This window comes from Leeuwenhoekiella sp. H156, assembly GCF_052218455.1.
Classification (GTDB): Bacteria; Bacteroidota; Bacteroidia; order Flavobacteriales; family Flavobacteriaceae; genus Leeuwenhoekiella; species Leeuwenhoekiella parthenopeia.
This window is the reverse complement of record NZ_CP197499.1, coordinates 703,044-725,340: the sequence shown is the minus strand read 5'-3', so window position 1 is coordinate 725,340 and position 22,297 is coordinate 703,044. Positions and strand designations below refer to the sequence as shown.

The window sequence follows — 22,297 nt, the reverse complement described above, 5'->3', positions numbered from 1 at the left end:
ATTATATTTAATACAATCGATTGCTATAAAAATTATTTGGTTAAGTTTCAGGGGAGAAATAAACACGATCCAATGAAGACTATGTATTCTAAAAGCATCTTTTTATCCATTTTTATTTCATTCTATAGCCTCTTTATCACAGCTCAAGAGTTGGCCTTTCCTACAGCAGAGGGCTTTGGTAAATTCACTTCGGGTGGACGCAGAGGTTTAATTTATAAGGTGACCAACCTGAATGATGATGGTGAAGGTAGTTTGAGAAAAGGTGTTGTCAAGCACGGTGCTAGAACTATCATTTTTGAGATTTCAGGAACTATTGATTTGAAATCACCATTAGACATAAACAACCCAAATATTACAATTGCCGGGCAAACAGCTCCTGGCGAAGGTATCTGTGTAAGGGGATATCCTGTATCAGTAAAAGCAAATAATGTTATTATAAGGTACATGCGTTTTAGGCTTGGTGATGCTAATAAAGTGGAAGGTGACGCTTTTGGGGGTAGGGATGCCAAAAATGTGATAATTGACCATTGCTCTATCAGTTGGGCCACAGATGAAAATGCCTCCTTTTACCGCAATGAAGATTTCACTATGCAATGGTGTATAATTTCGGAAGCCCTCAACAGTTCTGTTCACAGTAAGGGAGATCATGGATATGGCGGTATATGGGGAGGTGTCAATGCAACCTTTCATCATAACTTATTAGCTAATAATCACAGCCGTAATCCCAGATTTAGTGGATCAAAATCTACAGCTAACACAATTGATGAATTTGTTGATTTTCGTAATAATGTCATTTATAATTGGGAAGATAATAGTGCTTATGGTGGTGAAAAGGGGATTTACAACCTGGTAAATAATTATTACAAATATGGTCCTGCTACCAAGTCGTCAGCGAGAAATCGCATAATTAATCCTTATAAACCTTATGGGAAATTTTATATAGAAGGTAATTATGTTGAGGGATTTAAAGAAGTTTCAATCAATAACTGGGATGGAGGTATACATTGCGATGACCCACAAGATGTAAAACTTGATGAAGAAGTTTTCTTTTCTGATAATGTGAAAACCTATACAGCACAGGAAGCTTTTAATCAGGTACTCTCCTCTGCCGGAGCAAGTTTGCATAGAGATGCTGTGGACGAGCGTGTTGTTGAATCTGTGATTACCGGAAAAACAGCGTTTAAAGACGGGATAATTGATTCTCAGGAGAGTGTAGGAGGTTGGCCCGAGCTCAAATTAAAACCCGCACCTAAGGATACCGATGATGACGGTATGCCTGATTATTGGGAAGAAAAACACGGTCTTAACGTGAACGAGGCTGATGCAAATAATGTGCAATTGCACAGCTATTACACCAATATAGAGGTATATATAAACAGCTTGGTTGCTGAAACAAATACTAAGGTGGCTTATGATTTTAAAGTGGATGCTTCAGGCGGCGGAGATTTTTTAACCATTCAGGAAGCGGTTAACGCAGTCCCTGATTTTAGGAAGAACGAAACCCGCATTTACATTACAAATGGTATTTATAAAGAAAAACTGGTTGTGCCTTCCTCTAAAACTAATCTGACATTTATAGGGGAAGACCGAGACAAGACCATAATCACCTATGATGATTATGCCCAGAAGGCAAATCGATTTGGTGAAGAAATGGGTACGACGGGGTCTTCATCCTGTTTCCTGTTTGGGGATGACTTTCAGGCTAAAAATCTAACCTTTCAGAATACGGCAGGGCCTGTAGGACAAGCCGTCGCAGTACGTGTTGAAGGCGACCGTATGATTTTTGAAAACTGTAATTTTTTTGGGAATCAGGATACTTTATATGCACATGGTAGAAATAGCCGCCAGTATTATAAAAATTGCACCATAACCGGAACGGTAGATTTTATTTTTGGATGGTCTACCGCCGTTTTTGAGAAATGCGAGATTGTATGTAAAGATACAGGCTATATTACTGCTGCATCTACCGTGAAAGGCTCTGAGTACGGATTTGTTTTCATCGATTGTTCGATAAAAAGTGAATCAGGTGAGGATACCCATTTTCTCGGCAGGCCCTGGCGGGATCATGCCAAAACGGTATTTATTAATACGAAAATTGAATCCGGTATAAAAGCGGAAGGCTGGCACAATTGGAATAAACCGCAAGCAGAAAAAACGACATTCTATGCCGAATACAATACGCAATGTTCCGATTGCGATTTAAGCAAAAGAGTCCCGTGGGCGCATACGCTCAACAGTAAAGAAGTTCAAAAAGACTATGCTACTGTCGATATTCTTAAAGGGGAAGATGATTGGAATCCAACAGAAAAATTAAAGTAGTTACCGCTTCTTATTTGGTATTTTAAATAGTAGAATAAAGTTTCGAATTTTACAAAGTCTGACTGCTGGCTTAATAGGTTTCGTGTTAAAAATCAGGAAATAATCTATTTTTCTTTGGGGAGTTAACAGAATTATGCAATATTTGTGTAATCGATTGTATTTTAAACAATCCATACTTTTTAAATCTTCAATAATGAGAACTCTCAATCGATTTCGTTTCTATCCTATTGGATTCTTTTTTATCCTTTTGATTGCTTTTAGTTCATGTAAATCGCAGCTTAAATCAGAGCCTAAAGGTCTATCCAACCCCGAAACCGATGTTTGGCAACAGGCAGATGATATTATTGCCAAAATTGGCAAGCCCCAGTTTCCCGATGTCGATTTCAACATTATGGATTATGGCGCGGTTGCAGATGGTAAAACGTTGAATTCTGATGCTTTCGCTTCGGCTATTGAAGCATGTAATGCTGCCGGAGGCGGCAGGGTGGTGGTTCCGGCTGGTAGCTATTTAACCGGGCCCATTCATCTGAAAAGTAACGTAAATCTGTATCTGGCACAGGATTCTGAAATCTTATTCACAACCGATAAATCGGCATACCTACCTGCAGTACACACGTCTTATGAAGGGATGGAGATAATGAATTATTCCCCGCTCATTTACGCAAAAGGTCAAAAAAATATAGCTGTTACCGGTTCGGGAGTTTTAAACGGTCAGGCAGATAACAACAACTGGTGGCCATGGAGTGGTGCCGAACGCTACGGGCATAAGGAAGGTGACCCTCAACAAAAAGATGAACACAACTTGCCTTCCCTCTTTAAAATGATCGAAACCGATATGGCGGTTGAAGATCGAAAGTTTGGCGAAGGACACCAACTCAGACCCTTATTTTTCGAAACGCTGGAGTGTGAGAATGTACTGCTTCAGGGCGTAACATTTACCAATGCGCCTTTTTGGGTAATTCATCCGCTAAAGTCAAAATACATTACAGTTGATGGCGTGACGGTTAACAGTCACGGGCCCAACAACGATGGTTGCGACCCCGAATACTCTAAATACGTACACATTACCAACTGTAAATTTAATACCGGTGATGACTGCATTGCCATTAAATCAGGAAGAAATGGTGATGGTCGCCGGGTAAATATTCCCAGCGAAAACATCGTCGTAGAAAATTGCGATATGAAAGACGGTCACGGTGGAGTGGTTATGGGAAGCGAGATTTCGGCCGGAGTGCGCAATGTATTTGTGCGCAACTGTACGATGAATAGCCCCAATTTAGATCGCGCTATTCGTATAAAAACCAATACGCTCAGAGGCGGCTTCGTCGAAAATGTTTATGTAAAGGACATTGAGATAGGTCAGGTAAAAGAAGCGGTGCTGCGCATCAATTTATACTACGGAATCTATGGCGTTCAGGAAGGGGAATTTATACCTACCATAAAAAATATCAATTTGGAAAATGTAAATGTTGAAAACGGGGGCGAATACGGGATTCTGATTAATGGGCGACCTGAAAAGCCGGTTACCGGAATCACCTTTAAAAACGTCACCATTAAAGGCGCTGAAACACCAACTTCCATAGAAAATTGTGAGCCCATAACCTACATCAATACAACCATTAACGGAACCCAAATGGGCGAGACTCAAAAGGACTAAGATGTTTAAAAAAATCAGGCCATCTTTATTTTATACTTTGGCGTCTATTGCGCTATTTCAGCTTCAGGCGCAAGAGGTGTCTTCTGTTTGGTTGGCAGATCAGGGAGACGGGACCTATAAAAATCCTGTGCTTCACACAGATTATTCAGATCCCGATGTGGTGGAGGTAGCTGGAGATTATTATATGACCGCTTCCAGTTTCAATGCAGCGCCGGCGCTTCCCATACTGCATTCCCGGGATTTGGTGAATTGGGAACTTATCAATTATGCGCTACCGAGACAGCTTCCGGATGCTACCTTCAGTATTCCGCAGCACGGTAATGGGGTTTGGGCACCCAGCATTCGCTATCACAAGGACGAATTTTACATTTTTTGGGGTGATCCCGATCAGGGTATTTTCAGAATTAAGACCAAAGACCCAAAAGGTAAATGGGAAGCTCCTGTTTTGGTATTTGAAGCCAAAGGTGCCATTGATCCATGTCCGCTTTGGGATGAGGACGGTAAGGCTTATTTGGTTCACGCCTGGGCCGGGAGTCGTGCAGGCGTAAAAAGCCTGCTTACCGTACACGAGATGAACCCTGAAGCTACAGCGGTTTTAAACGCCGGAAAACACGTTTTTGATGGCCACGAAAACCATCCTACCGTTGAAGGCTCTAAATTTTATAAGCGAAATGGCTACTATTATATTTTTGCCCCTGCCGGCGGGGTAAGCACCGGTTGGCAATTGGTACTTCGGTCTAAAAATGTCTTTGGGCCTTATGAAGAAAAAATCGTTTTAGAACAGGGCAGTACGGCCATTAATGGTCCGCATCAGGGCGCCTGGGTGCAAACGCCTCAGGGTGAGAATTGGTTTTTTCACTTTCAGGATAAAGATGCTTACGGAAGGGTCGTGCACCTGCAGCCGATGTCCTGGAAAAACGATTGGCCGGTAATGGGAACCGATTTTGATAAAAATGGAATCGGTGAACCGGTTTCTTCCTACAGTAAGCCTAAAACCGATAAAAAATATTCTATTGCTACTTCGCCAGAAACAGACGAATTTGACTCAGACAGCCTGGGAATACAATGGCAATGGCAGGCAAATCCCAATGTATTGTGGAGTGCTCAGATTCCAGGAACAGATTATTTACGACTCTTTTCCATCAAGCCTGCAGCTGAACAAAACAGTATGTGGATGACTCCTAATCTGCTTTTGCAAAAATTCCCTGCACCTGATTTTACAGCGACCACACACGTAAAATTGGTTCCCGAAGAGGCTACCGCTGGCAAAAGCGCGGGACTGATTATTTTTGGGATGAGTTATGCCACCCTGACCCTTACCCACGATGAAAACGGGTATATGATCAATCAAACCCGGGCGATTGATGCAGAATCGGGAGGAGTAGAAGAGATTGTAGCCACAAAACGAATTCAAAGCAATACCTGCTACTTTCGGGTTGAGGTCGCTGCGCCGGATACGGTTTGCCAATTCAGTTACAGTACAGACGGTAAAAACTTCGCAAAGATAGGAAAGCCCTTTACCGCAGAACCCGGGAAATGGGTGGGTGCAAAAGTGGGATTGTTTAGCGTAAGCACGCCAAAAGCGAAGCGCGGAGGCTACGCCGATTTCGATTTTTTCAGAATTACAAAATAGAGGGAGATGCATTTTAAAACCGGTTTAGGAATTGTTTTTTTTATTCTGGCAACAGCCTGCGTGGCTCAAAAAAGGCCCATAGAGGTAAAGCCCTATACCATAAATACCACTTACGAAAAGCTCAAAAAAGACTATCCGTTTATTACTCCTATAGCGCAATTGAAAGAAGGAAATTTTAATGCGGAAGAAAATGTCACTTACACTAACGTTGCAGGAAAAGCCCTAAAGGCTGATGTATATTACCCCAAGAATTCAGAAACCAATAATCCTGCAATTCTCCTCGTTTTTGGTGGCGGATGGATTAGCGGAAGCAAGGAAAACGTGCGTCCGCTGGCACAACATTTTGCAGATAACGGCTATGTGGCAATGACAGCAGACTACCGATTAAGCACAGAAGCCCAATATCCGGCTGCGGTTTTAGATCTGAAAGAAGCGGTACGCTGGATGCGAAAAAATGCTGAAAAGTACCAGATAGATCCGGAGCGGATCGCGATTCTGGGCAATTCGGCAGGTGCACAATTGGCAACCTTAGTGGGGGCTACGGGATATTCTTCCATTTACGGAAGTCAGGATTTCGATATTTCAGATGCTGTTCAGGCTATAATTAATGTAGATGGAATCGTTTCGTTCATTCATCCGGAAGCTGAGGAAAGCGAGATCGCAGGTCAGTGGTTGGGTGGGCTAAAAAATGAAAATCCCCAAAACTGGAAAGAAGCTTCACCATTAGAATATGTTGATTCAACGACACCGCCTACGCTTTTTATAAACAGCACCATGCCGCGTTTTCACGCTGGTCGCGATGATATGATTTCAATTTTAAACCAACACGGAATTTACAATGAGGTGCATACCATACCGGGGACACCGCACTCGTTCTGGCTGATTCATCCCTGGTTTGAAAAAACATTGCAGTACAGTCTGGCATTTTTAGACCGGGTTTTTAAAGCTGAAAAACCGGAGATATATAGAAACATTAGCGTTGCGCAGGACGGTAGTGGTGATTTTACAAAAATTCAGGAGGCGATTAACAGTACCCGCGATTTAGGACCCGGTTATGTGCGCATTCACATCGAGAACGGGACATACAACGAAAAAATAACGATACCCGCGTGGAAGCGTAAAATAGCGCTGATAGGTGAAGACCGGGATAAGGTGATCATCGTAAACACCGATTATTCGGGCCTGGTAAATCAGGTGACCGGGGAGGAGTTCAACACCTTCACAACAGCAACTTTAAAAGTAGAAGGGAGGGATTTCTATGCCGAAAATTTAACCATTCAGAATACCTGGTGCCAAAAGGGACAGGCGGTTGCTCTTCATGCAGCAGGAGATCGTTCAATCTTCAAAAACTGTAAGTTATTAGGGTGTCAGGATACGTTTTACACCGCCGGTGAAGATAACAGGATTTTAGTGCAGGACAGCTACATAGAAGGTACCACAGATTTTATTTTCGGTCAAGCTACCGCTTTTTTTGAGAATTGTGAGATTAAAAGTCTGAGTAATTCTTATATCACTGCAGCTTCAACCCCGGCGTTTCAACAGTATGGCTATGTTTTTTCGGGCTGTAACCTTACTGCTTCAACAGATGTCGATCAGGTTTATTTAGGAAGACCATGGCGTCCTTATGCCAAAACGGTTTTTCTAAATACGAGGATGGGAAGTCATATTCGTCCGGAAGGCTGGGAAGTTTGGGATGGTGACGCGATGTTTCCGCACAAAGAGCGCAGTGTTTTTTATGCCGAATACAACAGTATGGGGCCAGGTGCAAATCCTGATAAAAGGGTTTGGTGGTCCCACCAACTTTATGAAAAGGAATTGGAGCAATACGCTAAAAATTCAGTTCTAAACGGAACTGATGCGTGGGACTTTGAGAATACGTTAAAACTCTTTAAAAACAAAAAAGATTGATGAAAGCATTAAAAATCATGCGTATAATACCTTTTGTATTTATAGGTCTGTGCTACAACTGCGGCGACAACGAAGGTGAAGATATCGCTGAAGTAATCGAGGAAACTCCTGAGGAGCCTTCAACTCCTACCAAGCCCGAAAATCCCGGAGGTGGTGCAGAGGCGGGCACTTCAAATATCATCAAAATTACTTCTGCGGCTCTGTTACTATCTGAAATAGCAACTGCTGAAGCTGGAGATACCTTGCAGTTAGCTGCCGGTACGTACGCGCTCACTTCAAGAATAATTTTAAATCAATCCGGAACAGAAAACAAGCCAATTGTAATCATAAGTGACAAAGACGGAGCTATCCCGATTCTCGACTTTTCGTCTATGGCTGAGAATTCTTCAAATCAGGGTTTTTTATTGCGCGGTAATTACTGGGTGTTTAAACGCCTGTCTATTGTAGGTGCTGGCGATAACGGGATGAAGATCGAAAGTAGTAATAATCTCATCGAATTTTGCTCTTTTTCAAAATGTAAGGATACCGGTTTACAGCTCGATAATGGTGCAGCTAACAATTTGATTTTAAATTGTGACTCGTTTTACAATGCAGATTCCAGTCTTGAGAATGCAGACGGCTTTGCTGCAAAACTAACTGTAGGCAGCGGTAATAAATTTGTGGGCTGCAGGGCCTGGCAAAACCTTGATGATGGCTGGGATGGTTATTTACGAGAAACCGATAACGTTACAACTACCTATGAAAACTGCTGGGCTTTTAAAAACGGCTATTTAGAAGATGGCAGTAAAGGTCAGGGCGATGGCAATGGCTTTAAAACCGGCGGCAGCGATGACAAGAAGTTGAAACATAATGCAGTATATACCAATTGTGTTGCGGCAGGTAATGTTTTTGATGGCTTTGACCACAACAGCAACAGAGGAAGCATTACAATCTACAATTGCAGCGCGTATCAAAACGGGACAAATATTAATTTCAGCAGTACCAATATCGCAGAATCGCTAACAGTTAAAAATGCAGCAGTCCTGGGAGATTTTGGTAAGTTAAACGCTACAAGTACCGATATTTCTAATAACAGCTGGATGAACGGATTGACCGCTAGTGCGGCTGATTTTGAAAGTATAGATATAGAACTTTTATCTTCCACCCGTAAAGCCGATGGTAGTTTGCCGGATATCGCATTTATGCATTTAGTAACCGATAGCGACCTTATTGACGCAGGGGTTGATGTGGGTTTAAGCTTTAAAGGAAGTGCCCCAGACCTAGGTGCGTTTGAGAAAAATTAATAAAGATGAGATACACATATTATCGCGCTCTTTTAGGAATTGCACTACTTTGTTCTATCAACATTGGCTTTAGTCAGAACACCCCTGTACTTTATCTTATTGGCGATTCTACCATGGCAGATAAGAAGGATCCCGACACCAACCCGGAACACGGCTGGGGTCAGGTATTACACGAATTTTTGAATGATTCCATAAGGGTTAGCAATCACGCCGTTAATGGAAGAAGTTCTAAAAGTTTTATTGCCGAAGGCCGCTGGCAGACGGTATTGGATTCTCTGAAAAAGGGAGATTACCTGTTTATTCAATTTGGTCACAATGACGAAAAAATTATGGACAGTACCCGCTACACGTTTCCGTATACCCAGTACCGCTATAATTTAGAACGCTTTGTAAACGAAAGTAGGGCTAAAGGAGCTATTCCGGTACTGATGTCGCCTATCGTTCGTCGTAATTTTAACGATCAGGGTGTGCTTGTTGATACGCATGGCGAATATCCACTGGTTGTACGTATGACGGCCAAAGAGTTGGACGTACCTTTTATAGATATGCAATTTCTTACCGAAAGATTGGAAAAATCCTATGGCGTAGCAGATTCTAAAAAACTTCATTTGCATTTCAAACCCGGTGAAAACCCATATTATCCCGATGGTAAGGAAGACGATACGCATCTTTCTTATTTTGGCGCACAACAGGTTGTAAATGAGGCAGTAAAGAGTCTTGCTTTAAGGCTGGAAGGCTTCAAAATTTTTCTAAAAAATTAACCTATAAATTTTTGTTAATGACATGTATTTGCCATAAAATTGTAAGACCCTAAATTTAATATTAGAAAATCGCAATCGTTTTCGGATAGGATTATCAAAAAACGATTTTTTTAGAAAACTTTTTGCAATCGATTGTATTTTTCTTGTTTTTAAAAATTAATAAATGAAAATGACTCAAAACTAAATTTATGAAACAGCTCTATTTGCATTTGATTAAACAGTTTACAGGTTTTCAGGATTTGGGTAGAAAGCCCGCTTTGATCCTGTCCTTGATGTTTTTTTTAATGCTGTCTGCCTCAGCGCAGGCCCAAAATGAAATACGTGGTACAGTAATCGACTCCGATGCAAATCAACCGCTTCCGGGAGTTACTGTCCTTGAAAAAGGTACAAGTAACGGAACCACGACAGATTTTGATGGTAATTATAGCCTTACCGTAAAGGATAATGCGACTCTTATATTTTCATACGTTGGTTTTACTACAAAAGAATTACAGGTTAGTGGATCAACGACTTTGGATGTAAGTATGGAGGCTGATCTGAATTTATTAAACGAGGTCATTTTAATAGATTATGGCTACGGAAAAGTAAAGAAAGAAGATATGACTGGTTCTGTTGCTTCCATCACCAGCGAAGAGATTTCAAAAATTCCTGTAACCAGCGCTTCAGAAGCAATTGCAGGAAGATTGCCCGGGGTGAATGTAACTTCTAATGATGGCGAACCTGGAGCCGGAGTTAGAATTCGTGTGCGTGGAGGTACGTCTATCTCTCAAAATAACGAACCCTTATATGTAGTTGACGGACTAATTGTGAATAGTATAAGTGATATCCCGCCTAATGATATCGAAACCATTAACGTATTTAAAGATGCTGCTTCTACAGCAATTTACGGGTCACAGGGTGCTAATGGGGTTGTTGTTGTTACAACTAAAAACCCGCAATTTGGAAAAGTAAGTGTTGATTACAACAACTTTTTTCAATTTAATTATTTGCCAAATGATCGTAGATATGAGGTGCTAAGCCCTTATGAATATGTACTGGCAAATTATGAATTTGCTCAGTTAGGCAGCGCGGCAGATCAGCGAAACTTCGAAACCTTTTTTGGAAATTATGATGACCTCGAGCTTTATAAAAGCAGAAAAGGAACAGACTGGCAGGAAGAATTATTTGGAGATGCACGGGTTTCTCAATATCATAACATTTCGATAAGTGGAGGTAGTGAAAAAACCAAAATGCGTTTAAGTGTTTCAGACAATAGTGATCAAGGTTTGTTAACGGGTTCAGCGTTTAACAGAACAGCAGTAAATTTTAAAATAAATCAGGAAATCTTTAAAAATTTAAGCTTTGACGCAGGTTCGCGTATTACAACTTCGGTAATTGACGGGGCAGGTACTTCAAATAATGCTCAAATACGTATCAAAGATGCAGTGCAAACTCGTCCTATAAATGGTTTGGTGGATGAAATAGAACTAGACCCAAATCTAGTGGGCGATGCCGCCGGCGATTATGAAACGTTTTTACGTAGCCTTATAAGCCCTACAGAATTGGTTAAGCAGGATTACAGAAAAAGAACCGACAATAGCTATGTTTTTAATGCCGGTTTAACCTGGAAAGTGATTGACCAGTTAACATTAAAATCTACGTTTACAACCGAAAAACGCTTTAGAGAACAATTGCGTTTTTATGGCCCGCTAACCAGTGAATCATTCAATAATGGAGGCAATTTACCTATTGGGGTAAAAAACAATGAGAACAGCGATTCGTACCGGTTATTCAATACTGCAAATTTTAGATATAACGAATTAGAAGATCACAACTTTGATTTTCTTGTAGGATTTGAGGTGTCCAGTGATAAAGGAAAAGCATCCGCTGTAAGAGGAGAGGATTACAGAGAAAGTATAACGCCTGAAGAATTGTTTGCTAACATGCAGTTTGGTCGAATCGATCAATATGCAACTTCAGAGGCAACACCGGTTAATCGCTACTCCTTTTTTGGAAGATTGGATTATCAGTTCAAATCAAAATACATCGCTACAGCTACCTTCAGGGTAGATAAATCATCCGTATTTTCAGAAGAATACAATACCGGTGTTTTTCCTGCGCTAGCCCTAGGATGGCAAATACATAAAGAGGATTTTCTTGCAGATTCTGATGTAGTTGACAATCTTAAGTTGAGAATATCATATGGAGCCGTTGGTAATGACGCAATACCGGGTACTGCAAAAAGCTTCTTATTTAAGCCGGAAACTTTACGAGCACCTGGTTTCGGTAACAGTAATTCAATAGTTTATTATACTCCTCAGGATAATGTTTTATACAATCCGGATTTGAAATGGGAGACTACAATTTCCCGTAACCTTGGATTGGACTTTGGTTTCTTTAACGGCAAACTATCGGGTAGTTTCGATGTTTATAAAAATTCAACTTCAGACCTGTTATTTACAGTTCCCATATCTCCCAATTCAGGTTTTGATGCGCAGTACGACAATGCCGGAAGCACATCTAACACAGGTATTGAACTTGGTCTAAATGCTGTTTTTGTTCAAAATCAGGATTTTACATTTTCAGGTAACTTTAATATAGGTCGAAATAAAACACGTATCGATGAATTAGCCAATGGCGTAGATGAGCGTTTTGCAAGATCTAACTGGGCCAGTACAGACCTTGAAAATATCAATGACTATTACTTAAGAGAAGGCGGTAAATTGGGTGATATGTATGGGTACGTAAATGATGGTTTTTATACTTCTGAAGATTTTGCAGGCTATGACGAAGCCAGCGGAAGGTATACACTTAATGAGGGAGTGCCTAATTCCGGCAACACCATTGGTGCAGGTAATGCAAATATCCGTCCGGGTTATTTAAAGCTTAAGGATATTAGTGGACCTGACGGTGTCCCAGATGGGGTTATAGATGCAAATGACCGAAGAGTTATAGGTAATGCAATACCAGATTTTCAGGGTGGTTTTGGTTTTAATGCAACCTGGAAAGGTTTTGATGCATCTATATTTTTCAATTTTCAGGTGGGTAATGATGTTTACAATACCGGTAAGATTCAATACAACTCCTTTAGAAGAGCTACGTATGGAAACTTGTTAAGTACAATGAGTTCAGATAATCGATATACATACTTGGACGTAGACGGAAGTATCACCGGTACAGCAGGTAGTATTGTAACAGATTTAGATCAGTTGGCAACTTTAAATGCAGATAAGAATATCTGGTCTGCAGCAAGTACAGGTAGCTTCAGGGCAGTTGTTCAGGATTGGGCGATTGAAGATGGTTCTTTCTTGCGTTTAAACAACTTAAACATTGGGTATTCGCTTCCTAAAAGTCTTATAGAGCGCGTGGGGCTTACTAAACTCCGTATTTATGCTGCGGGTAGAAACTTAAAACTCTGGACCAATTATACTGGTTATGATCCTGAGGTAAGTACAGAGTCCAGCGGGTTTACGCCAGGTGTAGATTATTCTGCATTTCCCAGAAGCCGCTCCTACACATTTGGTATGAACTTAACTTTTTAAAAAAACGACTATGAAATTTAAATATGTATTTATTGCGATGTTCAGCATGTCGCTTTGGAGCTGTCAGGATGATTTTTTAGATCCTGACTCAATCTCTACATTTGATATTGAATTTATTTATAGCAATGTAGACGATGCACGAAGAGGAGTTAATGCGATTTACTCTTATTTTAATCAGGATGCCTTCCGGTCCAGACTTTCTAACAACATGACCGGTAATACGGATATTGAAAGACAATCGGGCTGGACAAGTACTGGAGATCGCTATCAAATTTGGGATTTAAACGCCCAGTCCAGTAACCGTGATTTAGATATCGTATGGGAGTATGCCTATAAGGCTATACGAGATGCAAATATTGCGATTGAAGGTATTACGGCAAGTGGTAACCTTGATTCTCCCGATGTTTCCGTGCGCAATACCTTTCGTCATCTGTTGGGTGAAGCACATACACTACGTGCATACTGGTACTCTATGCTTACCTTTTATTTTGGAGACGTACCTTATTCGATAGAAGCTCCTGTAGCCGGTTCAGATTTCAACCTGCCAAAAACAGACCGTAATGAAATTTTAGCTGCCGAAATACAAGCTATGAGGGATGTTGAAGAAGGAATGTTATGGGCAGAACAGTTACCTTATGGGATTGAGCAAGTAAGCCGAGAATATACCTTAGGAATGATAGCCCGTATATCGCTTCAACGTGGAGGGTATTATTTAACTCCAAGCCTTACGCAGGAACGTGCTTCAGATTATCTGGAATATTATCAGGTAGCAAAAGACTATTCTCAAAAATTAGTAGAACTTAAAGACCGCTCATTGCCTTCAGATTTTAGACAGGTATTTTTAAATGAATGCAAGTTTATTGCACCGGTTAACAGCGATGTTTTATTTGAAATACCCTTCCCGGTAGGTGGAGGAGATGTGGGTTGGAATATTGGGATCACCGTAAGAGGTGGCGCTACCGCAATTCATGACTATGGAAGCGGAAACAATTATATGGGAATACCGCCAACCTATTATTTATCTTTTGACTCTGCAGATAAGCGACGCGATGTAACCTGCGCACTATATCAGGTCAATGAACAATTTGAGGAAGAATTTATTCCTACAGCATACAATATAGCTCAGGGTAAATGGAGTCGTCATTTCTTAGATAATCCACCCGGCAAAAACTCTGCAAAGGGTACTGGTATAAACTGGCCAATGATGCGCTATTCTGATGTTTTATTGATGCTTGCTGAAGCAGAAAATGAATTAAACGGTCCTACAGGTGTCGCTCAGGATGCTTTAAGACGAGTACGTCAGCGTGCATTTGATCAGGCAGACTGGGGGCCTAAAGTTGACCAGTATATAACTTCAGTTTCCGGTTCTAAGGATGCATTCTTTGAAGCAATCGTTGATGAACGTGGCTGGGAGTTTGGCGGTGAGATGATCCGTAAATACGAGTTAATACGTTGGGGTAATTACTCAGAAAAGGTTGAGGAAACCCGTGAAGGACTTAAAGATCTTGCCGATGCTGCCGATGCATACATCAACTCAGGAGTGCCTACAGATCTTCCGGTTTATATGTTTTGGAAGCGTGATGACAGCGGAAACTTTACCGTTTTGAACCCAGATAGCTTTGTTGCAGATGCTCCAGATGAAACCTGGGAACGCGCAAATTTCTTAGGAAGTCTAACAAGTACTACTTCAGGAACCGGTTACCAAGAATGGATTACGCGCGACTATGAAAATTACATCAATGGTCCAGCTCCGGGTATTGTACGCTATATTTTTCCATTACCGGTAATTGCAATCGAAAACAGTAGCGGAACTCTGCAAAACGACGGTTACGGATTTTAATTAACGCTAAAAAGAAACCAATGAAAACTTATAAAAATAATCTAAAGCTTCTTTTTGCTTTCTCCTTGGCTTTATTGGCTTTAGTAGCCTGTAAAGAGGATGACGAACAATTAGATGAGGCCACACGCTTATTCAGACCGGTATTAAATGAAGATTTATATGCCGAAGGAAATACGATCATTGTAAATATGGCTAAATTGAAAAGAGCCGAGCAATATCAACTGGAAGTAAGTAGAGATACATTTCAAACCATAGAATATACCATTCAGGTAGATACCAATTTTGTGGAGATCAATAAAGATCTTATTGGAGAAGAGCTTTTTTACAGCACTTTGTATCAGGTTCGCGGTCAGGCTTTATCCGGTAATTCCGAATTCAACAGCCGAATTGCAGATTTTGGAAGTGTCCGCACAGAGCGTTTTCCTACCATTCTAAATCTTCCTGCTCGTACAGACGTTACAGATATAGCAGCACGATTAACCTGGTCAGTTTTAGGTGCCGATGTAACTGAAATACGGGTGTTTGCAGAAAATGATTTACGCCTGGAAAATGCTTTGTTTGCTCCCAGGCCGGTAACAAGTACTGAGGCCGAAACCGGTGAAGCTATCGTGACCGGCTTAAGTCCTGTGACAACCTATCAAATTGCTATTTACAGTGGTGATGCAGAAAAAACACTTAGAGGTTGGGTGAACTACACTACACGGGAAGCAGATGTTGATCCTACGCGTTCAGATGTAATTGACATAAGAGATCAGACCGATCCTACGGCAGTAGAGAATGCCGTGCTTGCTGCTCCTGCGGGTTCGATTATTTTAATTGCTCACGGGTCTTCGTATGATTTACCTTCGACCCCATTGAATAAGTCGATCACGATTCAGGCGGCCTACGGTTTTGGAGATCAAAAAGCTGTTCTTTCAACAGGCAGTGGTTCGAGTAACTGGAATTTAGATTCATCGGTCTCAAACATTGACTATATTAAGTTTATTAATGTTGAATTGCGCGGAGCAGATATAGGAGGGCATTACGTTTTCAATCCAAGCTCAGGATCTATAAATGTAGGAGAAGTTAGTTTTGAAAAATGTAAGCTAACAAACTTCAGAGGTGTCATGCGTATAAGAGCAAATATTATCGTTGACGAGTTTGTAATTTCAAATTCTATTGTTGATAGTATAGGTAATTATGGGATTTTCACTACAGATACAAACCCAGGTACGCCGCAAACGGCTACGGTTAATAACATTAGGCTCTTAAATAGCAGTTTTAATTATATTGAACTAGGTATTCAATCCCGAAATAACTCTGAAACTATTGAAATTGAGAGTTGCACTTTTGCGAACTTTATTAAGGGCAGTCGATTCGTTTTTAGGTATCGTGGAGGTAGTGGTAACGATAATGTTACCGGTGGCATTTCGATTAAAAATTCTATATTCGGTCACAGTTGGGATGAAGGAAATACTGGGGTTTACGGTATTCAAGGAATTAATCAGGGCTTAGAAAATACAAGTTTTGATATTTCAAATAATTTTACAACAGCTAACTTTTTCTTTACAAGTAACCCTATAACCGGTCTACCGGAAGGCAATTATACCGGCACTCAGGAAGACCTGTGGGTTGATCCCGCAAATGGTGATTTTAATTTTTCAGACAGAGGTTTTTCCGGCAGATTTGATACCGGTGACCCCAGATGGAGAGTACAGCTTTAAGTTTGTTTATTTGTTGAATTTAAAGAGCCTGGAATATAATCTTCAGGCTCTTTTGGTTTATTACTATCAGACTTTAAAAGCTAATGAAATAATAATCCTTAATTTTAAAATGTAATTTAAACGTTTAATAAACACATATGAAATCATTGATTTCCGTAGAACATAAAATTATTGTCATAAGCGGGGCTACCGGTGTACTCGGAGAGTCCATGACCCGTTCCCTTGCAGAAGCCGGGGCGCACGTAGTTGTTTTGGGCCGAACCCAATCAAAAGTAGATGCTCTGGTTGATAGTATCAACAAAGCCGGGCACAAGGCGAGTGGTCTTCTGGCCAATGTTACCAGCAAAGAAGAATTGCTACAAGCCAAAGAACAGCTTGATGCCCATTATGGTCATATTGATGTGCTCATCAACGCAGCAGGGGGTAATATGAAAGGAGCAGTAATTACACCAGACCAAAGCCTGCACGATGTAGATCTGGAGGCGATGCGCAAGGTGATTGATCTGAATTACATAGGTAGCTTTTTACCCATTCAGGTATTTCTGCCGCTTCTTGAGAAATCAAAAAATCCCAGTATTCTAAATATTTCGTCAGTATCGGCGCACCTGCCGCTTACGCGGGTTATGGGGTATTCTTCGGCGAAATCAGCGATTGAAAACCTCACACAATATCTGGCGGTAGAATTCGCTCAAAAAATGAAAAGACCCATTCGCGTCAATGCTTTGGCTCCGGGCTTTTTCCTAACTGAGCAAAACCGCGAATTGCTTACCAACCCAGACGGCAGTCTTACTGCACGTGGCGAGACGATTATTACCCATACCCCTTTGGGTAAATTTGGTAACCCCGAAGATTTGCACGGTGCCATTCACTGGTTGTGTAGCGATGCCGCTAATTTCGTAACCGGTACTGTGGTTACGGTAGACGGTGGTTTTAAAGCTTTTTCGGGGGTATAACCTAATGCCGTAATAGATATTTATGGAGAAAGTAAAAGAAAGCGACTCGTTTTTCAAATCTCAAAATGCAAATTGGGAGCACGCAGATCCCGGGATCACACGCCAGATTATCGCACACAATAACGATCTTATGCTCGTGAGTGTTAAATTTGAAAAAGGAGCGGTGGGAACTCTTTACGCTCACATACACTCTCAGGGTTCCTACGTGGTTTCCGGGAAATTTAAGATCACGATAAGCGGGAGGAGCAAAATTTTAGAAGCCGGGGATGGTTTTTTTGTGCCGCCAAACGCTCTTCACGGAGCAGAATGTATCGAGCCCGGCATATTAATAGATTCCTTTAATCCTGCGCGGGAAGATTTTTTAAAGCAGGATTAAAACAGTTTTAAGCTGATTTTTAGGGCTAATTAAATACCGGACTCGGTGTTAGTGATGAGGTCAAATACCGACGAATTCACTGAACTTTTGAATTAAAGATGATGAAAATTGAAAAAATGAAAGTCGAAATCTGGAGTGATATCATGTGTCCGTTTTGCTATATCGGCAAGCGTAGGTTTGATAATGCACTTGAGCAGTTTTCGCAACGCAATAACATCGAAGTAATCTGGAAGAGTTTTGACCTGGCTCCCGGTCTAAAGACAGATACCTCTATTCACAGTGTAGATTTTTTACAAAAGCATAAAGGAATGAGTGAAGCACAGGCTAAACAGGCCATTGCGCGCGTTACTGATTTTGCTAAAGAAACCGGCCTTGACTATGATTACGATAAGATCGTAGTGGCCAATACCCACAGAGGGCATCAACTTATTCATCTGGCCGGGCAGATTGGGCTTCAGGATGCTATGAAAGAGCGTCTCCTAAAAGCGTATTTTATAGAGGGCCGGAACATAGACGATGTCGAAACCCTGGTTGAGTTGGGGCAGGAAGTAGGCCTTGAAAAGGATGCGATAGAGAGTGAATTGAACGAAAGTCAGTTTGCAGCACATATTGAACAGGATATTGTTGAGGCTAGAAAAATTGGCGTGAACGGTGTTCCGTTTTTTGTTTTTGACCGTAAATATGCCGTTTCCGGAGCGCAGCCCGAAGAGCAATTTTTAAACGTACTTCAAAAATCCTACAGCGAGTGGTATGCCAGGCAGGACCATCCGGAGCTTGAAGTCCTGCAGGGCACAAGCTGTGATGTGGATGGTAACTGTGATTAATAGCATTTTTTAAATGATAAAACTCCTGAAATGTGTTTCAGGAGTTTTTTGTTTTCAAGATGGGATCATTCGTGGATCGAAATCTTGTTCAAAAATCCTAATTTGTGAACTCAATTTTTAAATCTATGAATTTCAAAATTTCCAAAATACAACACGTAGGCATTCCGGTTACCGATCTCAAAACTTCGGTTGCCTTTTACAGCAAACTCGGGTTTACAGAAGCCATGCGTGCCCAGTTTGACCATAATGATGAAAAGGGAAATGTCGTGATGATGCAAAGTGGTGACGTGATTATGGAGCTTTACGAGTTTCCCGCCAAAGATCTGGAAGAGATCCGCAGCAGATCACACGGTCATATTGATCACATTGCTTTTGATGTGGACGATGTGGAAGCGGTTTTTCAGGAGCTTCAGACTGCGGGTTATGAGATACAGGAAGATGCTCCGGTTTTTCTCAATTTTTGGAACAAAGGCTGCAAGTATTTCAACATTGCGGGACCCGATGGGGAACGGTTAGAATTTAATCAGATTCTCTAGTTTTCTTTAGGCGAAAACCTTCCGGATGAAATCTGTTCCTTGTAAATGTATTACGTTTCCTATTGCGGCTGTTCTTGCAGTGCTGTTGCTTTCCGCCTGCGCAAAAAAATCAAAGGATCAAACTTTAAGGTTGGCCACGGCTGCCAATATGCAGTTTGCGATGAAAGCCCTTGCTGCAGATTTCGAAGCCCGAACGGGGATCGTAAGTGATCTGGTTATCAGTTCATCGGGTAAACTCACCGCTCAGATCAAAGAAGGCGCGCCTTACGATGTGTTTGTTTCGGCAGATATGGCTTATCCGCAAGCGGTTTACGAAGCCGGTTTCGCAATAGATAAACCAAAAATTTACGCTTTCGGCAAACTGGTATTGTGGTCTTATAAGGCAGATAAAACACCTGTGCTTTCGACCCTGATAACCGATTCTGTTCAGCATATTGCTTTGGCCAACCCGCAGACGGCACCTTACGGCAGTGCGGCTGTTTCGGTCTTAAAACGCAGTGGAATTTACGAGCAGGTTGAACCTAAACTGGTTTACGGCGAAAGCATCGCGCAGACCAATCAGTTTATTACTTCCGGCGCAGCCGAAATGGGCTTTACCGCGCTCGCTGTGGTGAAAAGTGAAGCTCAAAATGCTCAGGGGAAATACCTGCTTTTGGATGAAAGCCTGTACGAACCCATCGCTCAGGCAGCGGTTGTCATCAAGCGTGAAAAGGGCAATACCGAAGCAGCCCGCGCCTTTTATACCTATCTTTTTTCGCCCGAAGCGCAGAAAATCCTGAAAGATTTTGGATATTCGGTAGATGAATGAACTCCGGGGGCATATAAAAAAGGTTGAAGTGAGCGGCAATCTCAGTCTTGTGGGCGTTGAACTCCAAAACGGACAGCTGTTTAAAGCCATCGTGATCGACACCCCGCAAAGCGCATCGTGTCTCAAACCCGAAACCGCCGTAGCTGTGGTTTTTAAAGAGACTGAAGTGATTATCGGTACCGGAACTCAGTTTCAAATTAGTCTTCAAAATCAAATACCCGCAACAATTGCTCAACTGGAGCAGGGAAAATTGCTGTCTAAACTAAAGCTTGAAACTACCAACGGAAGCATCAGTGCCATCATAAGCAGCAATGCTGTAGACAATCTAAATCTAGAATTGGGTCAGGAAGTGACCGCTATGATTAAGTTGAATGAAGTAATGCTGCGCGCCTTATGAATTGGGAACCGCTTTTACTCACCTTTAAACTGGCGCTCGTCACCACGCTCATTTTATTTGTAATCGCGATACCTATAGCTTTTAAATTAAGCCGTTCGACCTCGCGCATCAAGCCGGTTGTAGAAGCGTTGGTGAGTATGCCTTTGGTGCTGCCGCCCACGGTTTTAGGCTTCTATTTTTTAGTCGCTTTTAGTCCGAATAATGCCTTTGGAAGCTGGCTGAGTGAGTGGCTGGGTATCAAACTTATTTTTTCCTTTCCCGGGCTGGTGGTCGCATCGATTATTTACAGTTTACCGTTTATGGTGCATCCTATTCAGGCGGGTTTAAGCGGAATCTCAAAATCAATCACCGAAGCTTCCTACGTAATGGGCAAATCAAAATGGGAGACCTTGCTGCGTGTGCAACTGCCGCAAATTAAACCTGCATTACTCACGGGTATCGTGCTTTCGTTTGCGCATACGGTGGGCGAATTTGGGGTGGTTTTGATGATAGGCGGCAACATTCCCGGAAAGACCAAAGTGGCTTCGATAGCGATTTATGATGAGGTTGAAGCGCTTAATTACGATGCTGCAAATGCCTACTCACTGGTACTTTTCGCAATCACCTTTTGTATTTTATTGATAGTGTATCTGGTGAATGGTAAATATCTTAAGGGCTTTTGGAAATGATACAGATCAATCTCAAAAAATCTTTGCAAGGCGCAAACGGAGTGATGCAGCTCGATCTCAATCTGGAGATTGCTAAAGGTCAGTTTGTGACGCTTTACGGCCCGTCTGGTGCCGGAAAAACCTCGACTTTACGCATGATCGCGGGTTTGATGCAGCCTGATTCCGGGAAGTTGAGCGTTGGGGGAGCGGTGTGGTTTGATGCTGAAAATGGAACAAGCCGAAGTGTCCGGAAGCGTGGAGTAGGCTATGTTTTTCAGGATTACGCCTTGTTTCCGCATATGACGGTTTTAGAAAATCTGAATTTCGCAAAGGCGAAAAGTACCTCGCAAACTTTAGTCAACCAGTTACTGGAATTGATGGAACTCGGAGATTTGCAGCACCGCAAACCCGAAAGCCTTAGTGGCGGACAAAAACAACGTGTGGCTCTTGCCCGTGCGGTGGTTCAAAAACCGGAAATCTTACTGCTTGACGAGCCTCTGGCCGCGCTTGATGCGGGTATTCGACATAAATTGCAGGGGTATCTGAAGCGCATTCACGAGGAGTTTAAATTGACAACGATACTCATTTCTCACGATGTGGGCGAAATCGTAAAACTCTCCGATTATGTGTATCATTTGGAAGCCGGTAAGATAATTGCTCACGGCAAGCCGGAAACTTTATTTACAGGTCAAAGCATCAGCGGAAAATTTAAGTTTACCGGCGAAGTTTTAAAACTTGAACAGGAGGAGATTGTAAGTGTTCTCTCTATTCTGATTCACACACAGGTTGTAAAAGTGGTCGTAAGTCACGAGGAAGCCGAAAAGCTTCAGCCCGGCGATCATGTTCTGGTGGTGAGTAAGGCTTTCAATCCGTTAGTCTATAAACTGGAAAACGGATAGAAATTCAAGATTCAAGATTTAAAGTTTAAGGTTACTGCAAACGCCTAGTCGATTCTTAACAGTATGTAGTCTCAGTTGTAAGTATGCAGTGAAGAAGAGGTAAAACGCGTATTAAAAGAAAAAGATTCCACGATTAAACTTTTCCACGATTTTCAACAGTATGCAGTCTCAGTTTTCAGTTTTCAGCGAGTAAGAGATACAATGCGGATCAAAAGAAAAACGATTTAACGAT

17 protein-coding genes are annotated in these 22,297 nt (G+C 41.7%); all 17 read left to right on the top strand.

Features of this window, described 5'->3' with window-relative positions:
- The first annotated feature begins 81 nt into the window (after nucleotides 1-81).
- On the top strand, nucleotides 82-2,319 hold the full coding sequence (locus tag ACSSS3_RS02955; protein WP_442846393.1) for a pectinesterase family protein: 2,238 nt from the start codon (nucleotides 82-84) through the stop codon (nucleotides 2,317-2,319).
- Nucleotides 2,320-2,512: 193 nt separating this feature from the next.
- Nucleotides 2,513-3,976 carry a glycoside hydrolase family 28 protein gene (locus ACSSS3_RS02950; protein ID WP_442846392.1) on the top strand — a complete coding sequence of 488 codons (1,464 nt, stop codon included), beginning with the start codon at nucleotides 2,513-2,515 and terminating at the stop codon, nucleotides 3,974-3,976.
- Nucleotide 3,977: 1 nt separating this feature from the next.
- On the top strand, nucleotides 3,978-5,609 hold the full coding sequence (locus tag ACSSS3_RS02945) for a glycoside hydrolase family 43 protein (protein ID WP_442846391.1): 1,632 nt from the start codon (nucleotides 3,978-3,980) through the stop codon (nucleotides 5,607-5,609).
- 6 nt (nucleotides 5,610-5,615) lie between these two features.
- On the top strand, nucleotides 5,616-7,517 hold the full coding sequence (locus ACSSS3_RS02940; protein WP_442846390.1) for a pectinesterase family protein: 1,902 nt from the start codon (nucleotides 5,616-5,618) through the stop codon (nucleotides 7,515-7,517).
- Nucleotides 7,517-8,800: a right-handed parallel beta-helix repeat-containing protein gene (locus ACSSS3_RS02935; RefSeq protein WP_442846389.1), complete on the top strand. Its 1,284-nt coding sequence runs from the start codon at nucleotides 7,517-7,519 to the stop codon at nucleotides 8,798-8,800. The genes ACSSS3_RS02940 and ACSSS3_RS02935 overlap by 1 nt, the downstream gene beginning before the upstream one ends.
- Nucleotides 8,801-8,805: 5 nt before the next feature.
- On the top strand, nucleotides 8,806-9,561 hold the full coding sequence (locus ACSSS3_RS02930; RefSeq protein ID WP_442846388.1) for a rhamnogalacturonan acetylesterase: 756 nt from the start codon (nucleotides 8,806-8,808) through the stop codon (nucleotides 9,559-9,561).
- Nucleotides 9,562-9,749: 188 nt separating this feature from the next.
- Entirely contained in the window at nucleotides 9,750-13,082 is a 3,333-nt protein-coding gene (locus ACSSS3_RS02925) for a SusC/RagA family TonB-linked outer membrane protein (protein WP_442846387.1), read from the top strand.
- A 10-nt stretch (nucleotides 13,083-13,092) separates the two neighbouring features.
- The gene (locus ACSSS3_RS02920) at nucleotides 13,093-14,922 is read left to right on the top strand and encodes a RagB/SusD family nutrient uptake outer membrane protein (protein WP_442846386.1); all 1,830 of its coding nucleotides are present in this window, start codon (nucleotides 13,093-13,095) and stop codon (nucleotides 14,920-14,922) included.
- A 20-nt stretch (nucleotides 14,923-14,942) separates the two neighbouring features.
- The gene (locus tag ACSSS3_RS02915; RefSeq protein ID WP_442846385.1) at nucleotides 14,943-16,625 is read left to right on the top strand and encodes a DUF5123 domain-containing protein; all 1,683 of its coding nucleotides are present in this window, start codon (nucleotides 14,943-14,945) and stop codon (nucleotides 16,623-16,625) included.
- 137 nt (nucleotides 16,626-16,762) lie between these two features.
- Nucleotides 16,763-17,578, top strand: coding sequence for an SDR family oxidoreductase (locus ACSSS3_RS02910; protein ID WP_442846384.1), 816 nt, complete (start codon nucleotides 16,763-16,765; stop codon nucleotides 17,576-17,578).
- Between the two features lie 22 nt (nucleotides 17,579-17,600).
- Complete coding sequence (locus tag ACSSS3_RS02905; protein WP_442846383.1) at nucleotides 17,601-17,954, top strand: cupin domain-containing protein; 354 nt, start codon at nucleotides 17,601-17,603, stop codon at nucleotides 17,952-17,954.
- Nucleotides 17,955-18,070: 116 nt separating this feature from the next.
- Nucleotides 18,071-18,778, top strand: coding sequence for a DsbA family oxidoreductase (locus tag ACSSS3_RS02900; protein ID WP_442846382.1), 708 nt, complete (start codon nucleotides 18,071-18,073; stop codon nucleotides 18,776-18,778).
- Nucleotides 18,779-18,903: 125 nt separating this feature from the next.
- Nucleotides 18,904-19,314: a VOC family protein gene (locus ACSSS3_RS02895; protein ID WP_442846381.1), complete on the top strand. Its 411-nt coding sequence runs from the start codon at nucleotides 18,904-18,906 to the stop codon at nucleotides 19,312-19,314.
- 25 nt (nucleotides 19,315-19,339) lie between these two features.
- Nucleotides 19,340-20,122, top strand: coding sequence for a molybdate ABC transporter substrate-binding protein (gene modA / locus ACSSS3_RS02890; RefSeq protein WP_442846380.1), 783 nt, complete (start codon nucleotides 19,340-19,342; stop codon nucleotides 20,120-20,122).
- 28 nt (nucleotides 20,123-20,150) lie between these two features.
- A complete protein-coding gene (locus tag ACSSS3_RS02885) occupies nucleotides 20,151-20,519 on the top strand; it encodes a TOBE domain-containing protein (protein WP_442846379.1) in 369 nt (122 codons plus the stop codon).
- On the top strand, nucleotides 20,516-21,187 hold the full coding sequence (gene modB / locus ACSSS3_RS02880) for a molybdate ABC transporter permease subunit (protein ID WP_442846378.1): 672 nt from the start codon (nucleotides 20,516-20,518) through the stop codon (nucleotides 21,185-21,187). The genes ACSSS3_RS02885 and modB overlap by 4 nt, the downstream gene beginning before the upstream one ends.
- Nucleotides 21,184-22,065 carry an ABC transporter ATP-binding protein gene (locus ACSSS3_RS02875; protein WP_442846377.1) on the top strand — a complete coding sequence of 294 codons (882 nt, stop codon included), beginning with the start codon at nucleotides 21,184-21,186 and terminating at the stop codon, nucleotides 22,063-22,065. The genes modB and ACSSS3_RS02875 overlap by 4 nt, the downstream gene beginning before the upstream one ends.
- Nucleotides 22,066-22,297 lie beyond the last annotated feature (232 nt).

Bases quoted from the DNA above. Each gene is read 5' to 3' on its own strand.
- ACSSS3_RS02955 (WP_442846393.1), top strand. From the start codon at position 82: ATGTATTCTAAAAGCATCTTTTTATCCATTTTTATTTCATTCTATAGC.
- ACSSS3_RS02950 (WP_442846392.1), top strand. From the start codon at position 2,513: ATGAGAACTCTCAATCGATTTCGTTTCTATCCTATTGGATTCTTTTTT.
- ACSSS3_RS02945 (WP_442846391.1), top strand. From the start codon at position 3,978: ATGTTTAAAAAAATCAGGCCATCTTTATTTTATACTTTGGCGTCTATT.
- ACSSS3_RS02940 (WP_442846390.1), top strand. From the start codon at position 5,616: ATGCATTTTAAAACCGGTTTAGGAATTGTTTTTTTTATTCTGGCAACA.
- ACSSS3_RS02935 (WP_442846389.1), top strand. From the start codon at position 7,517: ATGAAAGCATTAAAAATCATGCGTATAATACCTTTTGTATTTATAGGT.
- ACSSS3_RS02930 (WP_442846388.1), top strand. From the start codon at position 8,806: ATGAGATACACATATTATCGCGCTCTTTTAGGAATTGCACTACTTTGT.
- ACSSS3_RS02925 (WP_442846387.1), top strand. From the start codon at position 9,750: ATGAAACAGCTCTATTTGCATTTGATTAAACAGTTTACAGGTTTTCAG.
- ACSSS3_RS02920 (WP_442846386.1), top strand. From the start codon at position 13,093: ATGAAATTTAAATATGTATTTATTGCGATGTTCAGCATGTCGCTTTGG.
- ACSSS3_RS02915 (WP_442846385.1), top strand. From the start codon at position 14,943: ATGAAAACTTATAAAAATAATCTAAAGCTTCTTTTTGCTTTCTCCTTG.
- ACSSS3_RS02910 (WP_442846384.1), top strand. From the start codon at position 16,763: ATGAAATCATTGATTTCCGTAGAACATAAAATTATTGTCATAAGCGGG.
- ACSSS3_RS02905 (WP_442846383.1), top strand. From the start codon at position 17,601: ATGGAGAAAGTAAAAGAAAGCGACTCGTTTTTCAAATCTCAAAATGCA.
- ACSSS3_RS02900 (WP_442846382.1), top strand. From the start codon at position 18,071: ATGAAAGTCGAAATCTGGAGTGATATCATGTGTCCGTTTTGCTATATC.
- ACSSS3_RS02895 (WP_442846381.1), top strand. From the start codon at position 18,904: ATGAATTTCAAAATTTCCAAAATACAACACGTAGGCATTCCGGTTACC.
- modA (WP_442846380.1), top strand. From the start codon at position 19,340: ATGAAATCTGTTCCTTGTAAATGTATTACGTTTCCTATTGCGGCTGTT.
- modB (WP_442846378.1), top strand. From the start codon at position 20,516: ATGAATTGGGAACCGCTTTTACTCACCTTTAAACTGGCGCTCGTCACC.
- ACSSS3_RS02875 (WP_442846377.1), top strand. From the start codon at position 21,184: ATGATACAGATCAATCTCAAAAAATCTTTGCAAGGCGCAAACGGAGTG.